Genomic DNA, 22787 nt, shown 5'->3' with positions numbered 1-22787 from the left:
TTATGCTATAAATGGATTAGTTACGAGGCAGGGCTTCTTTAACAACCATCTGACGGCCTTCGTATTCAGCACCGTTCAACTCAGCGATAACATTTTTTGCTTCGTCGTCGTTCGGCATTTCAACGAATGCGAATCCTTTAGATTTACGAGTCTCGCGGTCGGTGATCAGTTTTACTGAATCAACTGTTCCGTACTCTTCCATTACTTGTCTCAAATCTGCTTCCTTAACACGATAGCTAAGGTTTCCAATGTACATGTTCATAAAATAAAAAAAATAAAAATTGATAAATAAATTTAGAAACAACAGAAGTTTGAGATTAGATCCGGATTCGACTGATTCAGTAGAAAATAGAGTAAAATAAAACGATCAATTGTTTTCGGCAGCAAAGAACGCCATAATATTTGGATTATCAACTATAAAAGGGCATTTATTTTTCAATAAACGCCCTTTTTTCTTACAGATGTGTCTCTATTAATGTTTACTCAGATAGCTGGCCACTCCGTCTTCGGTTGCTTTCATGGCATCTTTACCTTTCGACCAATTGGCCGGACAAACCTCGCCATACTCTTCAAAATGTTGCAAGGCATCCACCATACGCAGTACTTCATCTACGTTACGTCCCAATGGTAAGTCGTTGATGACACAATGTCTCACTACACCTTCTTTGTCAATCAGGAACAGACCGCGGAAAGCCACCGGTGCCCCTTCGCATACCCAATTGCCATTTTCATCGGGAGCATAGCTTCCGGCCAGTACTCCGTAACTTTCAGAGATTGATTTAGAAAAGTCGGACACAATAGGATACTTCACGCCTTGGATACCTCCCTTGCTCTTGGGCATCTGCAACCAGGAGAAGTGAGAATATTCAGAGTCGACCGAGCAACCTACCACAGCTACGTTCCGTTTTTCAAACTCGTCGAGCTTTTCCTGAAATGCGTGCAGTTCGGTGGGGCATACAAAAGTAAAGTCCATCGGATAGAAGAAGAATACTACATACTTTTTCCCTTTATACTGATCCAACGAGAAGTCCTGAACGATTTCATGCCCATTGATTACGGCCGTGGCATCAAATTTCGGCGCTTGTTTTCCAATTAATGATCTCATAATTTTCTTATTTTAGAAGTTATTAAACGATTCATTTCGGAAACAAAGCTATCAGAATCTTTGTTTGCTACCAAAGTTTAACGATTTATAATATCTATCGGATAATAGACAAAATCTATTGCGGCTTCTTAAATCTCACTTCGTATACATCGTTCCGGCGATCTTTCAGGTTACGTACACTGCCATAAGTATGCAATTCGTTCAGCAAGTCGAGATCTACGTCCGAAACCAGGATCATTTCCGTATTCGGAGTGGCTTCGGCGCGCTTTCCGTCCGTCGGGAAGGCAAAGTCGCAAGGTGTAAATACCCCAGACTGGGCATACTGAATGTCCATGTTATGTACACGGGGAAGATTGCCTACGCTGCCGGCTATTACAACAAAACATTCGTTCTCAATGGCACGTGCCTGTGCGCAGACCCGTACACGTGAATAAGCATTTTGAGTATCGGTGAGGAACGGCACAAACAGAATCTGCATTCCCTGGTCGGCCATCAGGCGGGAAAGTTCGGGAAACTCTACATCATAACAAATCAATATGCCGATCTTGGCACAGTCTGTTTCGAATGTTTTCAACTGTTTGCCCCCGCTCAGTCCCCAGCTCTTTATCTCGTCCGGAGTGACATGAAGCTTTTCATACATTTCGTAAGTTCCGTCACGCCGGCAGAGGAAACCGGCGTTGTACAACAGTCCGTCCTCTTTTATTAGCGGCATGCTGCCCGTAATGATATTGATATTGTAGCTGATTGCCAGATTGATAAATCGGTCACGGATTTCCTCGGTATATTGGGCCAGTCCGCGGATAGCTTGTGATTCGCCTTTATCATTGTACTTTGACATCAGTGGCGCATTAAAGTATTCGGGGAAAAGCACAAAGTCGCTTTTATAGTCGGATACGGCATCAACGAAAAATTCTACTTGTTCGAAAAGGTCGTCCAAAGTTTTGTAACTGCGCATCTGCCATTGCACCAATCCTACGCGAACCGTCGTTTTGGGAGCGAGGTATTCCTGTGTAGGGGGCTGGTAGTAAATGTTGTCCCACTGCAACAGGCAAGCATAATGTTTGGATTCTTCATCATTCGGCAGATAATTGGTCATCACCTTCCGAACGTGGAAATCATTGGAAAGTTGAAAAGTGAGCACCGGGTCGTAGATTTCCCGCTGGCGTACACGGTCAATATACTCTTTGGGACGCATCTTGTCAGCATATTTATGGTAATTCGGAATACGTCCGCCAAACATGATCGCTTTCAGGTTAAGCGTTTCGCAAAGTTCTTTGCGATATTCGTACATGCGCCGTGCCAACCGTAATCCGCGATATTCGGGATGAATAAAGACCTCGATGCCATATAGGATATTTCCTTGGGCTGTGTGGGTATTGAAAGTCTCCTTTCCTGTGACTTGGGCATAAGTGTGGTCGTTCTTCACTTTATCGTAATCTACAATGATAGAGAGTGCACAGCCAACGATCTTCTCGTCGACTACGGTTACAATCTGCCCTTCGGGGAAAATCTTGATTAGTTTCTCAATCTGTCCGTGTGTCCAGAAGACATCGCTTCCGTCCGAATATACACGTGTAAACGATTGGGATAATTGAGCGTAATCTTCAATCTGGAGGTTACGGATCTGTACCTTATTGATTTTATGAGGATAATCCATAGTAACTTGTATTAAAAAAACATTGCAAAGGTAAGCTTTATCTTTATAACCGGACAGCTTTCATATAATTTTATACCTTTGCATTTCATAACAACTATCAAGAGTATGCGTAAATTTATTATTTCTTTCTGCTGCTATGTCTTCTTTATTTTTACTTTAGCAGCGCAGGACAAGGCTCCGCATTACACCGTAATTGTTTCATTGGATGCCTTCCGCTGGGATTATCCGGCAATGTATGATACCCCTAACCTGAACCAGATGGCCCGCGAAGGGGTTAAAGCAACTATGCTCCCCTCCTATCCTGCATCTACTTTCCCCAACCATTATACATTGGCTACGGGATTGGTGCCTGACCACAACGGTATTATCAACAACACTTTCTGGGATGTAAAACGGCATCGGCAATACTCCATGGGAGATCCTGCCACACGAAACAATCCCGACTATTATCTGGGTGAACCGATCTGGATTACGGCTCAAAAACAGGGAGTGAAGACAGGAAATATTTATTGGGTTGGTTCGGATATTGCCATCAAAGGCGGTTATCCTACTTACTACCGGGAATATGCCGAAAAACCCCGTCTTACTTTTGAACAGCGGGTGGATTCGACCGTCGCTCTTCTGAAAAAGCCGGAAGCGGAACGTCCCCGTCTCGTTATGCTTTACTTTGAAGAGCCGGATGGAGTCACCCATCATCATGGTACCCGTAGTGTAGAAGCTGCTGCCATTGTACACCGTATGGATAGTTTGATCGGAATGTTACGGCAGGGAATTGCATCGCTTCCTTTCGGTAAGGATGTTAACCTGATTGTCACCGCCGATCATGGAATGACCGAGATCAGTGATGACCGCGTGGTAGACATGAATAAGTATCTGCGTCCGGAATGGTGTGAGGCTGTGGATGGACGGACTCCGACCTCTATCTTCACAAAACCGGAATACCGTGACTCGGTATACCATGCCTTGAAAGATGTGCCCCATATTCATGTGTGGAAAAAGGAGGAGATTCCTGCCGAATTAAACTATGGAAGCAGTGACCGTATCGGTGATATTGTAGTGGCTCCCGAGTTAGGATGGCAATTTACCGATGTACCGCGTGCCTTGAAAGGTGCTCATGGATATTTTCCGCAAAGTCCGGATATGCAGGTAATGTTTCGTGCCTGTGGTCCCGACTTCAAGGCAGGGTATGAATCGAAGGGATTTGTCAATGTGGATATCTACCCGCTGTTGGCCCATTTATTGAAAATTACTCCGGAGAAGACAGATGGACAGTTCGAAAGAATAAAAGACATTCTGAAAGATGTGTCTTTTTGATAATTTATTGCGTGTAAAATCGCATCTTTCCGTCCATCGGGCAAGATGACTAAAAAAATCGTCTGCAATTTGAATCAGTGTTTTTAAAAAGGAAATCCATCTATATGTATTTACTGAAATATATATAGGTGGATTCTTTTTTTTAATATCTCTATGATAAGTAAATAGAGTAAACAGTAATCATTCTTCTATTTTATTTCTATCGTACGGATATAACCAAATAGAGAAATATCGTCCTCGTTTTTGCTCCCATTCGATATCATTAGACCATACGGAGCATATGTAGTAACCATCCGGACCGGATGGTTACGCCTTAATGAGTGGATGAAGTAAGCTTTTTGCCCGTTTGCTTACTTTAATTCATCTAAAAGTCGGTAGCTCCACCCCTTTCAGCTTGCTTCTGAAAGGGGTGAAACTACCGACTATGGTTTGCTACGCTTCCGGTTTACCGGATTCTGAAGAAGTGCATGTTAGCCAAAAGGATGTATATGCTGCATTCGGTCGGCATTTACTTCGATTTGCTTTCAATGTGGAATGACGTAAGATTTACTCCGGTTAACGCTTCTTCCAAAGTTTGCTCATATCCTCCAATGTTTTTCCTTTGGTCTCCGGCACCCAACGCCATACGAAGAGGGCGGCAAGCACACAAATGATACCGTAAAGACTGTAGGCAAACATCGGACTGAAATCATAGAGCGCGGGGAACGTAGATGAAACAATGTAGTTGAATATCCATTGAAATGCCACAGCAATGGCCACCGCTTTGCCACGGATGGTGTTGGGAAAGATTTCGGATATCAGTACCCAACAGATGGGCCCCCATGACATCATGAAGAAAGCTGCATATACAATGACCGACAGTACGGGAAGTATCCCCTTGATGCCCATACTGTCACACAAGGCGACTGCAAAGGCTCCGACAGCCATACCGACGGAACCGATGATAAGCAACGGTTTCCGTCCGAAACGGTCGACGGTGAAGATAGCTATCAGTGTAAAGACTATATTGATAATGCCCATGATGACGGTTTGCATCATTCCTCCGCCTTCGGCACCGGCATTTTCGAATATTCGCGGCGCATAATAGAGCACGGCGTTGATGCCGATGGCTTGCTGGAAGACAGAAAGCAGAATACCGATAACAATCACCGCCGCACCGTAGGTGAACAGCTTCTCTGTCTTTTCCTGCGAAGTGGCTTTTATTTCGGCAAGAATCTCTTGTGCTTTTGTGGCTCCGTTCACTTTTTTGAGAATGGAATAAGCCTTCTGATCCTGATCAATCATCACCAGATAACGGGGAGTTTTGGGTACGAAGAAGAGTAACATGCCGAAGAAAGCTGCCGGAAAGGCTTCGGAACCGAACATATAGCGCCATCCTTCGGTAACAGTCCACATATCCGACTCGCTACTTACAGAAAGTGTGCCGGCAGCATCTTTCAGGATAACAGGATTCTGGTGGTCGCCCAAGATCAGGTAGTTTACAAAGTAAACCACAAGCATGCCGAAGATTATGGCAAACTGATTGCACGACACCAGCGTACCGCGAATGTTAGAGGGAGCTATCTCGGCAATATACATGGGACAAACAGCGGACGCCAGTCCCACTCCGATGCCTCCCAGAATGCGGTAGAGATTAAAGGTGATAAGCAGGTTCATATTAGCCTCCCCATATTCAAAGAACAGGAATTCAGGATAATAAGACCCCAGTGCCGAAAGGAAGAAAAGTACGGCGGCCAGCCGTAGTGAGTTGCGGCGTCCCAGCCGTGAAGCGAAGATGCCGGACAATGCACCACCCAAGACGCAACCGATCAGTGCACTCGAGGAGGTGATGCCGTGCATCACTTTGTCGTATTGAAAATCTGTGGCTGTGAGGAAGAAGGCTTCGAGCCCTTTCTCAGCTCCTGAAATTACAGCGGTATCATAGCCGAACAGCAATCCGCCCAGGATGGCTACCGATGTAATGGAATACAGGTAGAGCTTGCTACCCTCGTTGGTATGATTCATGGCATTAGCTTTTTTTGAATTACGGTCTGCAGGCAACAAGAGCCTGCAGACCGTGAAATACGGACTTATAATGAGTAGATATTAACGAGTGCTTCATACAGTTCCTGTTGGCCGCTGGTCTGCTTCGGTTCTCCGTTGGCTTTGGCATAAGCAACCAGTTCCTCCAGGCTGAGTTTTCCTTCTTCGAACTCCTTGCCTTTGCCCGCATCGAACGAGGCATAACGGTCGGACAACATTTTCTGGTAAGGTGACTCGTTGAGCAGATTGGCTGCGCTTTCCAAGGCACGTGCCATGGCATCCATTCCGGCAATATGTGCGATAAAGATATCTTCCGGGTCAGTAGAGTTCCGGCGAGTTTTGGCATCGAAGTTTGTACCGCCGTTACCCAATCCGTCGTTACGGATAATCTGCATCATGGCTTGTGTCAGTTCGAAGTTGTCAATCGGAAATTGATCCGTATCCCATCCGTTCTGATAATCGCCGCGGTTTGCGTCGATAGATCCCAACATTCCGTTGTCTACGGCCACCGCCAGTTCATGTTCGAACGTATGTCCCGCAAGGGTGGCATGATTCACTTCGATATTCACCTTGAAGTCTTGATCCAGTCCGTGAGCCTTCAGGAAGCCAATAACTGTCTCTGTATCGACATCATACTGATGCTTTGTCGGTTCCATGGGTTTCGGTTCAATCAGGAAAGTGCCCTTGAAACCACGTGCACGCCCATAATCACGGGCGATGGTCAGCATCTGTGCCAGATGTTCTTTTTCGCGTTTCTGATCAGTATTCAGCAACGACATATACCCTTCGCGTCCACCCCAAAAGACATAGTTCGTACCTCCCAGTTCAATGGTGGCATCAATCGCATTCTTTATCTGGACAGCGGCGCGGGCCACAACATCAAAATCGGGATTGGTGGCTGCGCCGTTCATGTAACGTGCGTGGCTGAATACATTGGCCGTTCCCCACAACAGTTTGATGCCTGTCTCGGACTGTTTCTGCTTAGCATAAGCAACCAGTTCTTTCAGGTTGGCCTCATAGGCTTCGATGCTGTCGGCTTCCGTAACCAGATCGACATCATGGAAGCAATAGTACCCGATGCCCATTTTCTGCATAAACTCGAAACCGGCATCCATTTTATTCTTAGCTGCCTGCACGGGATCAGGGTCACCGTTCCATGGGAACTGTTTGGTTCCGCCCCCAAACTGGTCACCGCCTTCGGCACAAAGTGTATGCCACCACGCCATTGCAAACTTTAACCAATCTTTCATACTACGCCCGTTGATCATTTTCTCGGCATCATAATAGCGAAATGCCATCGGGTTCTTACTGTCTTTACCTTCAAATTTAATTTTCCCTATACCCGGGAAGTACTCTTTTGTTGCCATCTTATTTAAAATTTTAAGGGCTTTGCCCTTTCTTCTTCCTTTGGGAAGAAGAAAGAAAGCCGGAATGATTAATATTCTATTCTTAATGATTACTTATTCTCTGTTTCTGTCTGCATGGACTGAGTCAGACATTGTTTCCACCGTGCGTATGCATCAGTGTATTCCTGTTGTTTGCCGGCATCCGGTTCTACGACTGTCAGCTTATCGAGAGTGGCGAATGCTTCTTCATGGTCTTTATATATGCCCGCTCCCATTCCTGCTCCTTTGGCTGCACCAACGGAACCGTCTGTGTCATAGAGTTCGATGGTGGCTCCCGTCGTACCGGCCAGTGTCTCGCGAAAAACGGAACTCAGAAACATATTGGCGTGTCCGGCATGGATCTTTTTAATGGGGATGCCCATCTCTTCCATAATGTCGATGCCATATTTAAATGAAAAGACGATTCCTTCCTGTGCCGCCCGGATCAGATGTGACTTGTCATGCCTGTTGAAGTCTACGCCGTGTATACCGCAGCCGGTTGCCCGATTATCGAGCATTCGTTCTGCTCCGTTGCCGAAAGGAAGGATGCTGATACCTGCACTGCCGATGGGAACGGATGAAGCAAAACGGTTCATCTCGGCGTACGAAATACCTTCGGGGGCAACATTGCGCCTGATCCACGAGTTGAGAATCCCCGTTCCATTAATACAGAGCAATACGCCGAGGCGGGGATCGGCAGCAGTATGGTTGACATGGGCAAAGGTGTTGACACGTGACTGCGGATCATAATTGATTTCACCGTTTACTCCGTATACGACTCCCGATGTTCCGGCTGTGGAAGCTATCTCACCCGGATTGAACACATTCAGGGAAAGAGCGTTGTTGGGCTGGTCTCCTGCACGGTAAGTGATCGGAGTGCCTTCTTGCAACCCGAGTTTCCGGGCAGCCGCACCTGTCAGTCGTCCCTGTTCGGCGAAAGTAGGCCGGATGTCGGCGATCAGCGAAGGATCGATTCCGTAATATTGCATCAGGAAGTCGGCCGGACGGTTGTTTCGGAAGTCCCAAAGCATTCCTTCGGAGAGTCCCTCTATTGTCGTACATACTTCACCGCTCAGTTTCATGGCAATGTAATCTCCTGGCAACATGATTTTATCGATCTGTTCATAGATATCCGGTTCGTTTTCTTTCACCCATGCCAGTTTTGAAGCAGTAAAGTTTCCGGGAGAGTTAAGCAAATGTGCCAGACAGAACTTCTCACCGATTGCCTCGAATGCCCTCTGCCCGTAGGAGACCGCACGTGAATCGCACCAGATAATAGCCGGACGCAATGCGCGCTGCCATTTGTCCACACACACCAGACCGTGCATCTGATAAGAGATGCCGATGGCTTTGATGTCTTTGGCATCTACCCGTGATTCCGAGAGAATGGATCGGGTGGAGAGTTTCAAGTTCTCCCACCAACTTTCCGGTTCTTGCTCTGCCCATCCCGGACGTACGGCAATGATGCCCGCCTCTGTTTTCGGAAAGAACGCAGAAGCGACACATTTACCTGTTTCTGCATCTACCAGGCTCGCCTTAACCGAAGAGCTGCCTATATCATAACCTAATAAAAACATGATACTGTTTATTAATTTATTTGTAGTTTAATATTAAATCCCGATTGGGGGTTATCGTCTTGTCTTATTATATATCTTCCTGTCGAACTTATAATAACGGGCTGCCCGATGGGCTACTCCGGTTTGTTTCTCTTCCAGCGGTACAACGTAGTCCATCAGAGCTATCTTTTTATGGAAGTTACGCACATCCACTGCTTTGTCATATACCAGTTCGAACAGGATTCGTAACTGAGATGCGGTGAACTTACGCGGCAACAAGTCGAATAGCATCGAAGGATTAAACTCTACGAATTGCCGGATATAAGTCAGCGCCTCTCTGATTATCAAGTTATGGTCGAAAGCCAATGTCTTTATGTCTTTCAACGCTACCCAACAGGCTTGAAATTCATCCAGATTCTTGTCCAGTGCCCGGTCTATCTTTACCATCGACAGATAAGCTATGGTGACTATGCGTTCCACTTTCGATTGCATAGCCCGTTCCAACCAATGTACATCTTTGGGATTGCTCGTCCGGTTTTTGGAACCGAATGCCTTAAATTGCATCAGGTTGACGTTTCGGATACCGGTCAGTTCGAATAAGACCCGCTGGGCTGCTTCGTCCAGGTCTTCATCCATATAGATCAGGCTTCCGGGAAGTTTCATGTCACGATAAATTTTTCCGTTTTCCTCTCCTATCCGATTAATCAGCAGAACTTTGAGTTGTTCTCCGTCAAAACCGATCACTACACAGTCCACTGAGATGTGATTGTTTGCCAATGGGATTTGTTTGGGTATGTCATGCATAATATTGAGTCTTTGATTGCTGCAAATATAGAGATATTATCACACGGTAAACAAATAAATAATATGCTATAAAGCATTGTTTTTCATATATATACATATCGTAAATTTTACACTAAGAAGTATTCATCTTATTGTATCGATAACAATATGTATTTCTACCCTCGGTGAACGATAGTAATTGTAGAAAGTACAGAAAGCCGGGGAGTCTTTATAATCAGTTCCTTCGGTAGTCGCATACCCTCGAGCGATACGAGGGACTTATTGTATTTTATAGGGTATGTCATTTTGTATCTTCTTTGTTTTTATCCTATCTTTGCCTCCAAACTATTAAAAAAACTAAAATGAAAACTTATCCGGTCGTTCTTTCCATTGCCGGCTCCGACTGTTCGGGCGGGGCAGGCATTCAGGCAGATATAAAAACGATTTCTGCCTTGGGAGCATATGCGGCATCGGTAATTACTGCTGTTACCGTGCAGAATACAAAAGGAGTAAAAGCTGTGCATACAGTTCCCGCTGAGATAGTGCAGGGACAGATTGAAGCGGTTATGGAAGATTTGCGTCCGGATGCCCTGAAAATAGGTATGGTGAGTGAACCGGTGCTTGTGAAGATTATTGCCGGATGCCTGCTAAAGTATCCTCATTGTCCGATAGTTTATGATCCCGTCATGGTTTCAACCAGTGGACGGAAGTTGATGGTAGAAGATGCAATACAGTTGATCAAAGAAGAACTTTTTCCACTTACAAGCCTGATCACTCCCAATCTGGATGAAACGGAGGTACTGACCGGAAAGAAAATCACAACAGCAGAAGAGATGAAGGAAGCTGTCCGGCAACTTTCAGAAGAGTATCATACAGCGGTATTGGTGAAAGGAGGACATCTGGAGGGAAACGAAATGCAGGATGTGTTGTTTACCGATGGGAACACCTATATATATAAGGAGAAAAAGATAGAGAGCCGGAATTTGCATGGGACGGGATGCACCCTTTCTTCTTCGATCGCCACTTATCTGGCATTAGGACTTCCTATGGACCAGGCAGTTGGCAAGGCAAAGAGTTATGTAAGCAAAGCTATTGATGCCGGCAAGGAAATAATTATCGGACATGGCAACGGACCGTTATGTCACTTCTGGGGCCCTGAGAAAGCCCGGATATGGGACGATAATAAGGTAGAATAGGCTGAAAAACATATTGTCCATTGCACAATTTCACCAAATCTGTGCTATGATATTGCAAAAATATATAACTTTGCACCCGCAAATTAAATTAAAAAACAAAAATATGAAAGCATTTGTATTCCCCGGTCAAGGTGCCCAGTTCGTAGGTATGGGTAAGGACCTGTATGAAACTTCAGCTTTAGCAAAAGAATTGTTTGAAAAAGCAAATGATATCCTGGGATATCGCATTACAGATATTATGTTCAACGGTACGGACGAAGATCTTCGTCAGACCAAGGTTACTCAGCCTGCTGTATTCCTCCACTCTGTTATTTCTGCACTTTGCATGGGTGACGACTTCAAACCTGAAATGACTGCCGGACACTCACTGGGTGAGTTTTCTGCATTGGTCGCTGCCGGCGCTCTGTCTTTTGAAGACGGCTTAAAATTGGTTTATGCACGTGCCATGGCTATGCAGAAAGCTTGTGAGGCAACTCCTTCTACAATGGCTGCTATTATAGCTTTACCGGATGAGAAAGTAGAAGAAATCTGTGCTTCTGTTACCGCTGAAGGAGAAGTTTGTGTACCTGCCAATTACAACTGTCCGGGACAGATTGTAATTTCCGGATCTGTACCGGGTATCGAAAAAGCTTGTGAACTGATGAAAGCAGCCGGAGCTAAGCGTGCGCTTCCGTTGAAAGTAGGCGGTGCATTCCATTCTCCTCTGATGGATCCTGCCAAAGTAGAATTGGAAGCTGCCATTAACGCGACTGAGTTCCACACACCGAAATGTCCGGTTTATCAGAATGTAGATGCCCTGCCCCATACAGACCCGCAGGAAATCAAGAAGAATCTGGTTGCTCAGCTGACTGCTTCTGTACGTTGGACACAGACCGTAAAAAATATGGTTGCCGATGGTGCTACCGACTTCACAGAATGTGGACCGGGTGCCGTATTGCAGGGATTGATCAAGAAGATCGACTCTACAGTTTCGGCTCACGGAATAGCATAAGTCTATTGATAGACCACTCTTAACACACAGCATCGGAATCTTTATGTAGGATTCCGGTGCTGTGTGTTTTTGTTTTAAGGTCATAAGTTACTCTCATCGTTCTATCTGTAAAGATCGCTCTGGGCTGCAATGAAGGGACGCGGACAGTTTACAACTTTTTTGCCAACACTTTTGTTATAATTGGATAATAAACCTATTTTATCCAATGAAAGTACACGAATATCAGGCAAAGGAGATTTTCTCCACTTACGGAATACCTGTCGAGAGGCATGCTTTATGCCATACGGCAGATGGGGCTGTGGCTGCTTATCACCGAATGGGGGTAAACCGGGTAGCCATAAAAGCCCAAGTGCTGACCGGCGGGCGGGGAAAAGCCGGCGGAGTAAAGTTGGCCAATAATGATAGAGATGTCTACCAATACGCTCAAACTATTTTGGAGATGACTATAAAAGGTTATCCCGTCACCAAGATTCTTCTTAGTGAGGCTGTCAACATTGCAGCCGAATATTACATCAGTTTTACGATAGACCGTAATACGCGCTCTGTCACGCTGATTATGAGTGCGGCCGGTGGTATGGACATCGAGGAAGTAGCCCGCCAATCTCCGGAAAAGATAATACGTTGCAGCATTGATCCTCTAATCGGAGTTCCCGATTATCTGGCACATAAGTTTGCTTTCTCTCTCTTTGAACAAGCTGAGCAAGCTAACCGGATGGCAACTATTATTCAGGATCTTTACAAAGCATTTATTGAAAAAGATGCTTCACTTGCTGAAATTAATCCATTGGTACTTACCCCTGTTGGGACATTATTGGCTATTGATGCCAAAATGGTTTTTGATGATAATGCACTTTATCGTCATCCGGACTTACAGAAGTTATCAGAGCCCACAGAAGATGAGAAGTTGGAAGCGATTGCCAAAGAAAGAGGATTCAGCTATGTGCGTATGGACGGCGAGATAGGCTGTATGGTTAATGGAGCCGGTCTGGCTATGACAACTATGGATATGATCAAGCTTTATGGAGGAAATCCGGCTAATTTCCTTGATATTGGCGGTAGTTCAAATCCTGTCAAGGTGATAGAAGCTATGAGATTATTGCTGGATGACAAAAAAGTCAAAGTAGTCTTTATCAATATTTTCGGAGGTATCACCCGATGTGACGATGTAGCCATCGGACTATTGCAGGCGTTTGAGCAGATACAAACGGATATTCCTATTATTGTGCGGCTTACAGGTACCAATGGAAATATGGGACGTGAATTATTGCGCAAAAATAACCGTTTTCAAGTGGCCCAAACAATGGAAGAAGCCACTAAAATGGCTATAGAATCATTAAAGAAAGAATCGATATGAGCATACTTATTGATAAATCTACCCGACTTTTGGTGCAGGGTATCACAGGCAGGGACGGACTCTTTCATGCCAAAAAGATGGCTGAATACGGAACAAATGTGGTGGGCGGTACATCGCCCGGCAAAGGAGGAACAATGATAGATGATACCTTTCCGGTATTCAATACCATGTATGAGGCTGTTCGCCGAACGCAAGCCAATACATCTGTCATTTTCGTACCGGCACGCTTTGCTGCCGATGCTATAATGGAGGCTGCCGATGCCGGTATCCGGCTGATAATTTGTATCACAGAAGGAATTCCTACATTGGATATAATAAAGGCCTACCGATTTGTCGAACTGAAAGGAGCTAAACTCATTGGGCCGAATTGCCCCGGTCTGATCTCTCCTGGGAAAAGTCTGGTAGGTATTCTTCCTGGGCAAGTGTTCACTCCGGGCAATATAGGAGTGATCAGCCGTAGCGGGACATTGACCTATGAAATCGTATCGCATTTGACTGCTAAAGGTATGGGACAGTCCACTGCCATTGGTATGGGAGGTGATCCGGTTGTCGGACTTTATTTTCGTGATCTTTTGGGAATGTTGCAAAATGATCCGCAAACTGATGCCATTGTGATGATTGGTGAGATTGGGGGCAACGCAGAAGAGGTGGCCGCAACATACATTCGTGAACATGTGACTAAACCTGTGGTGGCATTTATTGCAGGAAAATCTGCTCCGCCAGGCAAACAGATGGGACATGCCGGAGCTATTATATCCGGAAGTTCAGGTTCTGCAGCCGAAAAGATTTCAGCATTGGAAGCTGCAGGAATCAGAGTTGCCGGTGAACCTTCGAAAATACCGGATTTACTAAAAGGCAGTTTCTAAACAATTCTTTTTTAATTTATCAAACTACAAATTAAAAGTTATGAGTAGACGTAGACAATTAGAGCATGAAGTATCTCTTGCTCAGGAAAGAATTAAGAAAGCTCCCAAAGATACCCCCAGAGAGATACTGAAGATATGGGAGCAAGAGTTGGTTGATCTGGAAGTGGAACTTAATAATTTGGTCGACGACGAGGAAGATAATAACGATTGAATCACTTTTCTGCATAATAAAAGGGGGTTGTGTCAAAATGTTGGCACAACCTTTTTTTATAGTTTACAGTTCTGCTATATTTTCTTTTGCCTATGCTGCTTTTTTTCATCCATTTGGCAACAAGTTGCTATATTCCAATTATACCGGGTTATAAATAGTCTGATAAACATATATTTGACAACTGTAATGAGCCCCTTCCCTGCTTTTAGCAGTTTAGCACACATTTTTTTGATATTAAAGGCTATAGCAAAGAAAGCAAAGTCCATTGTAACCTTGTCTTCTCCAACATGCCGGAAGCGTCGGTATGCCATGTTGTATTTCATTTGTCCAAACACAGCCTCCGGTTCTACACACCTCCTGCCTCTATGCTTGATACCTTCTTCTGAGAGCAGCCTTTCCCGCGCCTGCCGTTTGTATTGATTTAACCGGTGGTTGACTTCTATAATACGGTTCCCCCGGGCTTTAAAACAACTGCCACGCAAAGGGCAACCTTCGCATCTTTTTGCTTTATACCGGGCACTTTCGGTGATGTATCCGCCCGCTGTTTTGTCACATTTGGTTCCTATACGGTTCATGTGCTGTCCCATAGGGCAAACGTAATAATCCTCTTCCGCATTGTAATGGAGACTTTCCGCCTGGAATGGATTGGGAGTATAATGGGGACGCTGTTCTTTATGAAAGTAGTTGTACTTGACAAAGGCTTCTATCCCATTCTCCTGCATGAACCGGTAATTTTCTTCCGAGCCGTAACCGGAGTCTGCCACACCGATACTGGGTAAGCGGTTATAGCGGTGCCGGAAGGAGTGGAAAAAAGGTATGAGGGTCAGTGTATCGGTAGGGTTGGGAAACAGCCGGAAGTCTATGATGAATTGGTTCTGGGTACCTGTTTGCAGATTATATCCGGGCTTGGTCTGCCCGTTCCTCATGGCGTCTTCTTTCATGCGCATGAATGTGGCATCAGGATCGGTTTTAGAATAGGAATTACGTTCCCCCAGGGTATCAAGGTGATTATCGTATTCTAGCAGCTTATCACGGTACCCCTCGAGTTCCCTGATCTGTTTCTTCTTTTCGCGCAGGGCTTTCTTTTGTTCCTTATCCTTTGTTATCGGGTGGTGTTCCAGGGCTTCTTTAAGTTCATCCACTATGTCTGAGAGCATGGAGGGAGTGAATTGAACGGGCGTGTCTTGTACGGAGTTCTCCTGTGCAATGGCCTCATTCACCTGCTCCAGAAGGATGCGAATCTTATCCATCAGCTTTGGACGGTTCCTTTCGACAGTCTTGCGCCAGACAAAAGTATATTTGTTGGCTTTGGACTCAATCTTGGTGCCATCGATATACTCCACGTTAAGACTGATGAAACCTTTATCGGCAAGGACAAGAACCAATTGCGTGAATACGGTATTTATTTCCTCTTTTACACGATTACGGAAACGGTTGATGGTAATAAAATCCGGATGCTCGTTGCCGGAAAGCCAGATATAATGAATATCACGCAAAAGAAGACTCTCTATTTTACGGCACGAATAGATATTGTTCATATAGGCGTAGATAATCACCTTAAGCATCATTTTAGGATGATAAGGACAACGACCGGTTGCCTTATAAAGCTTCTTGAAATTATCAAGATTGAGATTATCTACAATAGCATTGACAATGCGCACCGGGGCGTTCGCAGCTATGTTTTCATCAATTCTTTGTGGAAAAAGAACGGTTTGGTTGGGAATGTAAGGACGAAAATGTAACTTTGCCATAACGAAAACTTTATGCCTAAAGTTACAAAAACTTTGGGTAATAACAAAGCCCGGGCTTGAGAAAGTCTGGGCTTTGTGCAGAAAAAAGGTTGTGCCAACGTTTTGACACAACCTCTTTTTCAAAGGAAATAGAATACTCCCGGCTACCTTCGGGAATGGCTACGCATAAAGGGTGTACGGCTCCCTCACTTTATCAGTTGTATAACATTTATAATAAGACGGTATTTTATCTACTTTGTTCCGTTTTCATCCATCTTTTAACTATTTATTTTCACATTTACTCTTTGTCGGGTTATTCTTTGATAAGATGTAACAGGATTATCCTGCAATCATTGACATACATCAAAAACAAACAGTTTAAAACAGCCTTTTTATCCTACGTCAATTCAATCGTCATATTTCTCCCTTACATTTGTAATGTTTTCAAGGTATAACATAAAAATTTGAGATTATGAAATGGGTAAAAAGATTGTTTGATAGAATCGGTAATTCCGATTCTATGATTTGGGGCTATGTAATGCTCCATGAATAAAGGATTATAAAACAGAGTTTGATTGAAAAAAACGTTTGAAAAAGGAGGCCGGGATTATCGGAGGGCACTGAAAAAGTGATCTTTTTTTAGCTTCCAATCCTTTTTAGAAATTACCGGAAAAAGTTGTATGTTGAATGCTGCATTTCATTCACATGCAACTTTTTCTTATATTAAGGAGAATAACTCAACTCTTTGGTTTATACAAGCCGTATTTGTCGTCCACGGACATGGATTACATTTACTTTAACTCAGTTTGAGTATTCTCTTGAGATTTGCTGCAAAAATAGCCATTGCTCCTTGCATTTTCATACATGACAATCCGTAGGACTGCGCCCTGTCATATCCATATACCTGTTTCAGTTCCGCATTTTTAGCTTCAATCTTATAACGTTCGGCAGCCTTCTCTTTGAACCGTTCGGTTTGTTGGAACTCTACCTGTTGTTGCTGCTCATCGGTTTTTATGGGAACAGAATAGGTTTTAGATTTAGCTCCCGGCTTATAACACCCCTCTCGTCTTGAGCAGCATTGACACTTATGCACATCAAAATAATAAGTATACGCCTGATTCCATGCTCCATTTTTTCTCCCCTGTTTTGCCCTCCGTATAGCTATGTGACCGGCAGGGCAAACAAACATGCCGGCATCCTTATTGTAATCAAACTTGTCTTCTTCCTTTCTGAAACCCTGGCTGATACCGGGATTCAATTTAGCTACCAACTCAAAGTGTTCATCACGAGCTTTCTCCAGATTATCCTTTCCCGAATAAGCTGAATCACCAATCACTGTTTGTACATCGATACCATTCTTTCGGCTTTGTTCAATCAATGCGGGTAGCTGGGGGCCGTCTCCCTTCTCACCGGAAGTTATGACAGCCGCTGCTATGATGCGCTCCTCGGTCATTCCGATATGCGTCTTATACCCAAAGAAAGAACTATCTTCCGATTTGTGCCCGATACGTGCATCCTCATCTTCAGAGACAGTGTAATGGTCGCTGATATCATCCAATGTCTCTTTTAAGAGGTTCAATTTTTCCTTTATTTTGGGAATACAGACGAAGGGGGCCTGTTCTTTTAATGTATCAATCAGTGTTTGCGTATAAGTCAGCTCATGTTCCAGAACGTCATCAGAATTCTTCTCGGGTAATAGTTCCTTTATCTTTTCATCCACTTCATAGAGACATTTACGTAACTGTTTGGAACGCAACTTCAGTATCTCAATAGGAGAATGGGGATTTGAACGCGAACCGGTATGTGTGGCATCAACGATTACAGAAGTGGATTTTATAATGCCTTTCTCTATTGCCAAAGTTACCGTCTTGTTGATAAGCAGGTTCAACAAGTCCATATCTTTCAGACGGAGCTTACGAAATTTGCATAAAGAGCTGGCGTCTATCACATCCTCTTCCGGTACCATTCCTAAAAAGTATTTAAAGGACATATCATAGCGTGAACGTTCAACCACATCAATATCAGACAAATCATAAATTGTTTTTAAAAGAAGGTACTTGAACATACGAATAGGGCTCTCGGCGGTACGACCATTGTTCGGACAATATTTGGAAACAAGCTCATTATAAACAAAGGAAAAGTCTATCAGCGAGTTGATACGTCGAAGTAGGTTATCCTGAGGGATGATCAAATCATAAAGACTTGAATAATCACTAAAAGTCAAACGTTCTTGAGATGCTAGCATTGCGGTATTCTTTTGGTGACTCTAAGATACAAAAAAACGGTATAAAGCCGTATTATTTTGGATTTATACCGTCATTTTTTAAGTAGAAGAGATACAGCAGGACTTTTTCAGTGCCCTCGATTATCGTGGGCTCCTTTTTTAGTTAATCCCCCTTATTATTTGCACAAATATGGTTTATTTTACTCTTCTTGTTCCAAAGCCGGATTATCCGGTAAAGAGTATTTGAGATTTACACTAAAAAATGCAAAACCAGAATAAAAACATGACTTAAAAATTCTGTATTTGAATGTTTTTCTGTATATTAGGAACATAACCAAATAATGTAAAATGGAATTAGAAACAATTGGAGAAAACGCCGGCAAAGTATGGCGCACCCTGAATGAAATGAGGGGAAAAATATCTATTCAGGAACTTAGTCGGAAAATTAACCTCAGCGCTGAAGATGTTGCACTTGCAGTAGGTTGGTTAGCCAGAGAAAATAATATTTTTATTCAGAGACACAACTACCTGCTATATGTCAGTCATGATGCTTTCTGATTTTACTTTAAGAGAATTGACTGTCAGAGTCTAAGAAATATAATAGGGATTATTCGTCACCGGATAATCCCTATTATATTTCTTACGATTTAGGACAAGTATGCGTGTCACTCTCTTTCCTAAAAATTAAATTTGTCAGAAAATAAGCTAACTCTACCATCATGATGCCAATGGTAGCACCGGCCAATACGTCACTTAGCCAATGACGATTGTTTAATTGGCGTGTGAAGCCGGTAACAACAGCCGGCAGGAAAGTGGCAATGGTGGCTAAAGGAGTCTTGAAGCCATATTCTTTATATAAAAGAGTAGCAGCCGTAAAAGCAGTAGCCGTATGGCCTGAAGGGAAGGAAAGAAAATCCGAACCGTCTGGACGGAGAACACCCGCCAATGATTTCATGGAGATGACTACTGCTCCCATCAAGACATACGCAAATGCAGTTGAAACGAGCATACGTTTCCAGTTACTACGACTTTTTACTCCTGCAAGTTTCAATATAAACATGACAACAATCGGTAGATAGGGTAGAAAATCATCATACCGATATGCAAAAGTCGAAGCATGCATATTCCGCAGATGATAGATATATTGATCTGCACTTGTCAATAACCCGGCCCGCAGGGCACATACTATAAGGGTACAGGCAAATAGCCAAAGTATTAATTTACGTGGACTCATTTCGTTCTATTATAGGTTTATAGTATATGCCTACAAAGATAATTCTTTTGATGCAGAAGACATTAGGAACAATTAATATGAAAATATTATTTGTCTTATTATAACATTCATATTAATAAATATTCCGGGAGCTGCAAAGATCGAACGAAAGTAGATAACTCAATCTGTCAAATGTCAGAAAAACCGGAGCCCTACTTCTGCTGTCACATTTTACAATAAATAGAAGCAGGCATTATTCTCAAAAGCATTGCTACATATCTCCATCTTCTTGAGATGTATACAACTTTTCTTTTCCGAAAGATCGCCCGGTATATCTGTTGTACGGCTTTCTGTAGTGGAGTGACCCAAAACAACCCCTCTCCTTTAGCCATCGCTGTATCTACGAATCCTGGACGTATGTCCGTAATGTGAATGGGGTAAGATAGCTTGGCTGCTTTCTTCCTCAAGCCTTCCGTATAATTGATTTGATAGGCTTTCGAAGCATTGTATGCCGGTGCTATTCCTTCACCACGCATCCCGCCTACAGAGGAAATTGTAACCAGATGCCCCGATTCTTGTCTCTGGAAAAAATAAAATGCCCAGTCTGCCACATTGGTGAATCCGATAACATTGGTCAAAAGAGCCGGTCTCTCTAAATTATAATCGAGCTCAGGGTTTAGTTCCCCTACCCCCGAACAGAACACGAGTATATCCATACCTCCCATTCTGTCCACAAGATTATTGAGTTGCCGGATTGTATCAGTTTCCTTTGTAACATCTGATATGGTATAAAAACAGTTTTTATTTTGTGAACAAAGCTCTTGCAGTTTATTTTCCCTTCGTCCCGTTATGCCAACCATATTCCCTTCCTGAATAAACCGTTCTGCCAATCCTCTGCCGATCCCGGATGTAGCTCCTATTATGATAACCTTTTTCATTTTTATTCTTTTTAATGCTTACACAAAGGTATTGGGATCGGAACAAATGAATCTTGACTGAAATCAAGATTTTATTTTTGTACTAACTTTCTTCGAAGACGGCTGAGTGTTTCCGGACATATCATCAGATAGGATGCCAGTTCCTTCAATGAAATCAAATTCAACAGTCCGGGACAACGTTCAAGTATCTCCCTATATCGTTCTTCGGGCGTCATGCTGTACATCAATATCATCCGTTCATATACTTCCCATAACAATATTTCAGCTATATGTCTGGCCAATTTCAGATTCGTGTCGTCCCGGTCATAGAATTCCTCTAACTGTCTGTTGTTTACTATATAAACAGTGCAGTTACAAATGGCTTGTATATCTACATTTGAATTATCTCCTAAACGGAAAGCCGGATAATTACCCACAAACGAGTGGTCAAATGTATAGCCTACAATTTTATTTTCTCCCCGACCGTTGGTACAGCAATAGCGGAAAGAACCTTCTGCCACATATCCCATCAATTTGCAGGATTCATTTTGCCGGCAAAAGAAGTCCCCTTTTTGATATCGGGTAAGTTGCCCATTTTGAAGTACAAAATCTGTAATAGGGGCAAAGTTAACCTTCGATGTATACTTATTGAAATCTTTTGCTTCTTCCATGATATAATTTCATTTTGAAGTGCGAATATAAATAATGCGGACTGAACTATGATACTCAATCCGCATTAAAATAATCTTTGGGGAACTTTATCCGCAATGGAAGTACTTGCTTACTAATGCCAGCATCTCTTCCGGTTTGCCCTGTATCTCTATACGCAGGGTAGCATCATTATAGCTTCGTAATCTACTGATAATGCCATCAATCATAGCAGGGCTGAATACATTATACTGTTCAAATACAGTTCGTTGTTTCTGTAAGCAATCTGCTGATGCCACACAGCTATCTGGTAATTGTGCTAAGTTTTTCAGTTTATCAGCATTTTCTTTCTGATGGATATTTACGTTAACGTATGTATTTTCTGCAATGGTTAAGGCGTTGTCTATTTCAAAACCATGACGACAGGCCACTGCAAGTCCTGCCAGTAATTGATAGAGATCGGCTGATCCGTCCGGTGAACGCATTTCCACTGTCTGTTTTTGCGTCGTGTCATAGTGGCTGTCCGATTCCAATGGATTGGCCAATGCACACATATCCGTCTTAGCAGACCATCCTAATGGAACTCGTACCAATACAGAACGGTTTCGATCGCCCCAACAAACATTAGTCGGTGCCTCTTGATGTGGTACAAGCCGGAAATATGAAGTAGGATTTGTATTTCCGAAAGCCGTGATGGATGGGGCAAGCAGCATCATGCCCGCAATGGCTCTACGAGCTGTATCAGAAAGAATCCCGTCTTTTAGCATTTGGTTCCGTCCGTCTTTCATCATGCGCATATGGATATGTAATCCGGATCCAGCTTTACCCACTGTAATTTTCGGAGCAAATGTAATATCATAACCATATTGGTAAGCTAAGTTGCGGATAACCCATTTGGCTATTATCAATTGGTCGGCAGCATCTTCAGCACGGACTGGCAGAAATTCTATTTCATTTTGCTCGTAGACTTTATCGTCAAGCATAAAATTACCGACTTCAGAATGTCCGTATTTTATTTGTCCTCCCGTTTGAGCTATGTAAGACATACATTGTGTACGGAAATCATTGAATTTAGCATAAGGTCCTGATTCATGATAACCGCGCTGATCGGTTGCCGGAAACATTCCGTCGTCCTCGGCAATCACATAATACTCCAATTCTCCCATAGCCTGAAACTCCATGCCTGTTACTTCCGTGAACGCTTTACAAGCTTTGTGTAAGGTATATTCGGGAGAACTTTCCAGAGGTTCTCCATCTTTATTAAAAAAAGAGCAAAGCATCACGAGTGTAGGTAATTCTGCAAATGGATCAACGAATGCGGTACGGAAGCGTGGAATTACATACAAATCACTGCTCCCTGCCTCTATAAAAGGAAACAGGCTTGATCCATCCACTCGTTCACCACAAGTCAGGATAGCATCCAGATAGGCAGCGTTGTTTATTACAAAATTCAATGTTTTAAGTCGTCCGTCCGCAGCAGGATACATAAAGTTGACCATGCGGATTTCATTTTGTTGGATATAGGAAATAATATCTGCTTTTGTAAATTCAGCAGCAGGCTTTTGCAAAAATGTCACCAGATGATTGGGACTCATTAATAATTCTTGATTCATCA

General features: G+C 43.5%; 20 protein-coding genes. 7 read left to right on the top strand and 13 right to left on the bottom strand.

Annotated elements, in window-relative coordinates:
- Positions 1–16: 16 nt before the first annotated feature.
- From FDF36_RS02055 to FDF36_RS02045, 3 genes are all read right to left on the bottom strand, one after another.
- Entirely contained in the window at positions 17–262 is a 246-nt protein-coding gene (locus FDF36_RS02055; RefSeq protein WP_005777722.1) for an RNA recognition motif domain-containing protein, read from the bottom strand.
- A 210-nt stretch (positions 263–472) separates the two neighbouring features.
- On the bottom strand, positions 473–1105 hold the full coding sequence (locus FDF36_RS02050) for a peroxiredoxin (protein ID WP_220390129.1): 633 nt from the start codon (positions 1103–1105) through the stop codon (positions 473–475).
- Positions 1106–1220: 115 nt separating this feature from the next.
- Positions 1221–2762, bottom strand: coding sequence for a carbon-nitrogen hydrolase family protein (locus tag FDF36_RS02045; RefSeq protein ID WP_005777718.1), 1542 nt, complete (start codon positions 2760–2762; stop codon positions 1221–1223).
- Between the two features lie 105 nt (positions 2763–2867).
- Between FDF36_RS02045 and FDF36_RS02040 the strand changes: the two genes are divergently transcribed.
- Positions 2868–4076 (top strand): alkaline phosphatase family protein, encoded by a 1209-nt coding sequence (locus tag FDF36_RS02040; RefSeq protein ID WP_220390128.1) that lies wholly within the window; start codon positions 2868–2870, stop codon positions 4074–4076.
- 555 nt (positions 4077–4631) lie between these two features.
- On the opposite strand, the gene xylE is transcribed toward FDF36_RS02040, so the two are convergent.
- From xylE to FDF36_RS02020, 4 genes are all read right to left on the bottom strand, one after another.
- Entirely contained in the window at positions 4632–6080 is a 1449-nt protein-coding gene (gene xylE, locus FDF36_RS02035) for a D-xylose transporter XylE (RefSeq protein WP_220390127.1), read from the bottom strand.
- A gap of 65 nt (positions 6081–6145) precedes the next feature.
- The gene (xylA, locus tag FDF36_RS02030) at positions 6146–7465 is read right to left on the bottom strand and encodes a xylose isomerase (RefSeq protein ID WP_220390126.1); all 1320 of its coding nucleotides are present in this window, start codon (positions 7463–7465) and stop codon (positions 6146–6148) included.
- 89 nt (positions 7466–7554) lie between these two features.
- Positions 7555–9060, bottom strand: coding sequence for a xylulokinase (locus tag FDF36_RS02025; protein WP_220390125.1), 1506 nt, complete (start codon positions 9058–9060; stop codon positions 7555–7557).
- 51 nt (positions 9061–9111) lie between these two features.
- Positions 9112–9843: an NUDIX hydrolase gene (locus tag FDF36_RS02020; RefSeq protein ID WP_005803481.1), complete on the bottom strand. Its 732-nt coding sequence runs from the start codon at positions 9841–9843 to the stop codon at positions 9112–9114.
- A gap of 341 nt (positions 9844–10184) precedes the next feature.
- Between FDF36_RS02020 and thiD the strand changes: the two genes are divergently transcribed.
- The 5 genes from thiD (at position 10185) to FDF36_RS01995 (ending at position 14440) form a co-directional block, all read left to right on the top strand.
- Positions 10185–11018 carry a bifunctional hydroxymethylpyrimidine kinase/phosphomethylpyrimidine kinase gene (gene thiD / locus FDF36_RS02015; RefSeq protein WP_220390124.1) on the top strand — a complete coding sequence of 278 codons (834 nt, stop codon included), beginning with the start codon at positions 10185–10187 and terminating at the stop codon, positions 11016–11018.
- 103 nt (positions 11019–11121) lie between these two features.
- Positions 11122–12009, top strand: coding sequence for an ACP S-malonyltransferase (fabD, locus tag FDF36_RS02010; RefSeq protein ID WP_005793967.1), 888 nt, complete (start codon positions 11122–11124; stop codon positions 12007–12009).
- A 205-nt stretch (positions 12010–12214) separates the two neighbouring features.
- Complete coding sequence (sucC, locus tag FDF36_RS02005; RefSeq protein ID WP_005777701.1) at positions 12215–13363, top strand: ADP-forming succinate--CoA ligase subunit beta; 1149 nt, start codon at positions 12215–12217, stop codon at positions 13361–13363.
- Positions 13360–14229: a succinate--CoA ligase subunit alpha gene (gene sucD / locus FDF36_RS02000; protein ID WP_220390123.1), complete on the top strand. Its 870-nt coding sequence runs from the start codon at positions 13360–13362 to the stop codon at positions 14227–14229. The genes sucC and sucD overlap by 4 nt, the downstream gene beginning before the upstream one ends.
- 40 nt (positions 14230–14269) lie before the next feature.
- Positions 14270–14440 carry a hypothetical protein gene (locus FDF36_RS01995; RefSeq protein ID WP_005777697.1) on the top strand — a complete coding sequence of 57 codons (171 nt, stop codon included), beginning with the start codon at positions 14270–14272 and terminating at the stop codon, positions 14438–14440.
- Positions 14441–14514: 74 nt separating this feature from the next.
- Here FDF36_RS01995 and FDF36_RS01990 read toward each other — a convergent pair whose 3' ends face one another.
- Entirely contained in the window at positions 14515–16191 is a 1677-nt protein-coding gene (locus tag FDF36_RS01990; RefSeq protein WP_220390122.1) for an IS1182 family transposase, read from the bottom strand.
- 775 nt (positions 16192–16966) lie between these two features.
- Positions 16967–18415 (bottom strand): IS1182 family transposase, encoded by a 1449-nt coding sequence (locus FDF36_RS01985; protein ID WP_220390113.1) that lies wholly within the window; start codon positions 18413–18415, stop codon positions 16967–16969.
- Positions 18416–18742: 327 nt separating this feature from the next.
- Here FDF36_RS01985 and FDF36_RS01980 point away from each other — a divergent pair, with 327 nt between their 5' ends.
- Positions 18743–18952 carry a winged helix-turn-helix domain-containing protein gene (locus FDF36_RS01980; RefSeq protein WP_005777689.1) on the top strand — a complete coding sequence of 70 codons (210 nt, stop codon included), beginning with the start codon at positions 18743–18745 and terminating at the stop codon, positions 18950–18952.
- 82 nt (positions 18953–19034) lie between these two features.
- Here the strand turns inward: FDF36_RS01980 and FDF36_RS01975 are convergent, their stop codons facing one another.
- The 4 genes from FDF36_RS01975 to FDF36_RS01960 all read right to left on the bottom strand — a co-directional run bounded on the left by FDF36_RS01975 (position 19035) and on the right by FDF36_RS01960 (position 22785).
- On the bottom strand, positions 19035–19628 hold the full coding sequence (locus FDF36_RS01975) for a phosphatase PAP2 family protein (protein ID WP_005777688.1): 594 nt from the start codon (positions 19626–19628) through the stop codon (positions 19035–19037).
- 203 nt (positions 19629–19831) lie between these two features.
- Positions 19832–20545, bottom strand: coding sequence for an SDR family NAD(P)-dependent oxidoreductase (locus FDF36_RS01970; RefSeq protein ID WP_005806030.1), 714 nt, complete (start codon positions 20543–20545; stop codon positions 19832–19834).
- 71 nt (positions 20546–20616) lie between these two features.
- Entirely contained in the window at positions 20617–21195 is a 579-nt protein-coding gene (locus tag FDF36_RS01965; RefSeq protein ID WP_220390121.1) for a Crp/Fnr family transcriptional regulator, read from the bottom strand.
- Positions 21196–21282: 87 nt separating this feature from the next.
- Complete coding sequence (locus FDF36_RS01960) at positions 21283–22785, bottom strand: glutamine synthetase family protein (protein ID WP_101604317.1); 1503 nt, start codon at positions 22783–22785, stop codon at positions 21283–21285.
- Between the last annotated feature and the right edge of the window lie 2 nt (positions 22786–22787).

The sequence above is a fragment of the Bacteroides fragilis genome (genome assembly GCF_019583405.1).
Lineage (GTDB): Bacteria > Bacteroidota > Bacteroidia > Bacteroidales > Bacteroidaceae > Bacteroides > Bacteroides fragilis_B.
This window is presented reverse-complemented; position numbering and strand designations above follow the sequence as displayed.

What these genes read in the sequence shown, in the direction of transcription:
- FDF36_RS01975 (WP_005777688.1), bottom strand. Translation starts at nt 19,628, where the DNA reads ATGAGTCCACGTAAATTAATACTTTGGCTATTTGCCTGTACCCTTATA.
- FDF36_RS02040 (WP_220390128.1), top strand. Translation starts at nt 2,868, where the DNA reads ATGCGTAAATTTATTATTTCTTTCTGCTGCTATGTCTTCTTTATTTTT.
- xylA (WP_220390126.1), bottom strand. Translation starts at nt 7,465, where the DNA reads ATGGCAACAAAAGAGTACTTCCCGGGTATAGGGAAAATTAAATTTGAA.
- FDF36_RS01995 (WP_005777697.1), top strand. Translation starts at nt 14,270, where the DNA reads ATGAGTAGACGTAGACAATTAGAGCATGAAGTATCTCTTGCTCAGGAA.
- fabD (WP_005793967.1), top strand. Translation starts at nt 11,122, where the DNA reads ATGAAAGCATTTGTATTCCCCGGTCAAGGTGCCCAGTTCGTAGGTATG.
- FDF36_RS01970 (WP_005806030.1), bottom strand. Translation starts at nt 20,545, where the DNA reads ATGAAAAAGGTTATCATAATAGGAGCTACATCCGGGATCGGCAGAGGA.
- FDF36_RS02025 (WP_220390125.1), bottom strand. Translation starts at nt 9,060, where the DNA reads ATGTTTTTATTAGGTTATGATATAGGCAGCTCTTCGGTTAAGGCGAGC.
- FDF36_RS01980 (WP_005777689.1), top strand. Translation starts at nt 18,743, where the DNA reads ATGGAATTAGAAACAATTGGAGAAAACGCCGGCAAAGTATGGCGCACC.
- FDF36_RS01990 (WP_220390122.1), bottom strand. Translation starts at nt 16,191, where the DNA reads ATGGCAAAGTTACATTTTCGTCCTTACATTCCCAACCAAACCGTTCTT.
- FDF36_RS02020 (WP_005803481.1), bottom strand. Translation starts at nt 9,843, where the DNA reads ATGCATGACATACCCAAACAAATCCCATTGGCAAACAATCACATCTCA.
- FDF36_RS02050 (WP_220390129.1), bottom strand. Translation starts at nt 1,105, where the DNA reads ATGAGATCATTAATTGGAAAACAAGCGCCGAAATTTGATGCCACGGCC.
- sucC (WP_005777701.1), top strand. Translation starts at nt 12,215, where the DNA reads ATGAAAGTACACGAATATCAGGCAAAGGAGATTTTCTCCACTTACGGA.
- sucD (WP_220390123.1), top strand. Translation starts at nt 13,360, where the DNA reads ATGAGCATACTTATTGATAAATCTACCCGACTTTTGGTGCAGGGTATC.
- FDF36_RS01960 (WP_101604317.1), bottom strand. Translation starts at nt 22,785, where the DNA reads ATGAATCAAGAATTATTAATGAGTCCCAATCATCTGGTGACATTTTTG.
- xylE (WP_220390127.1), bottom strand. Translation starts at nt 6,080, where the DNA reads ATGAATCATACCAACGAGGGTAGCAAGCTCTACCTGTATTCCATTACA.
- thiD (WP_220390124.1), top strand. Translation starts at nt 10,185, where the DNA reads ATGAAAACTTATCCGGTCGTTCTTTCCATTGCCGGCTCCGACTGTTCG.
- FDF36_RS02055 (WP_005777722.1), bottom strand. Translation starts at nt 262, where the DNA reads ATGAACATGTACATTGGAAACCTTAGCTATCGTGTTAAGGAAGCAGAT.
- FDF36_RS01965 (WP_220390121.1), bottom strand. Translation starts at nt 21,195, where the DNA reads ATGGAAGAAGCAAAAGATTTCAATAAGTATACATCGAAGGTTAACTTT.
- FDF36_RS01985 (WP_220390113.1), bottom strand. Translation starts at nt 18,415, where the DNA reads ATGCTAGCATCTCAAGAACGTTTGACTTTTAGTGATTATTCAAGTCTT.
- FDF36_RS02045 (WP_005777718.1), bottom strand. Translation starts at nt 2,762, where the DNA reads ATGGATTATCCTCATAAAATCAATAAGGTACAGATCCGTAACCTCCAG.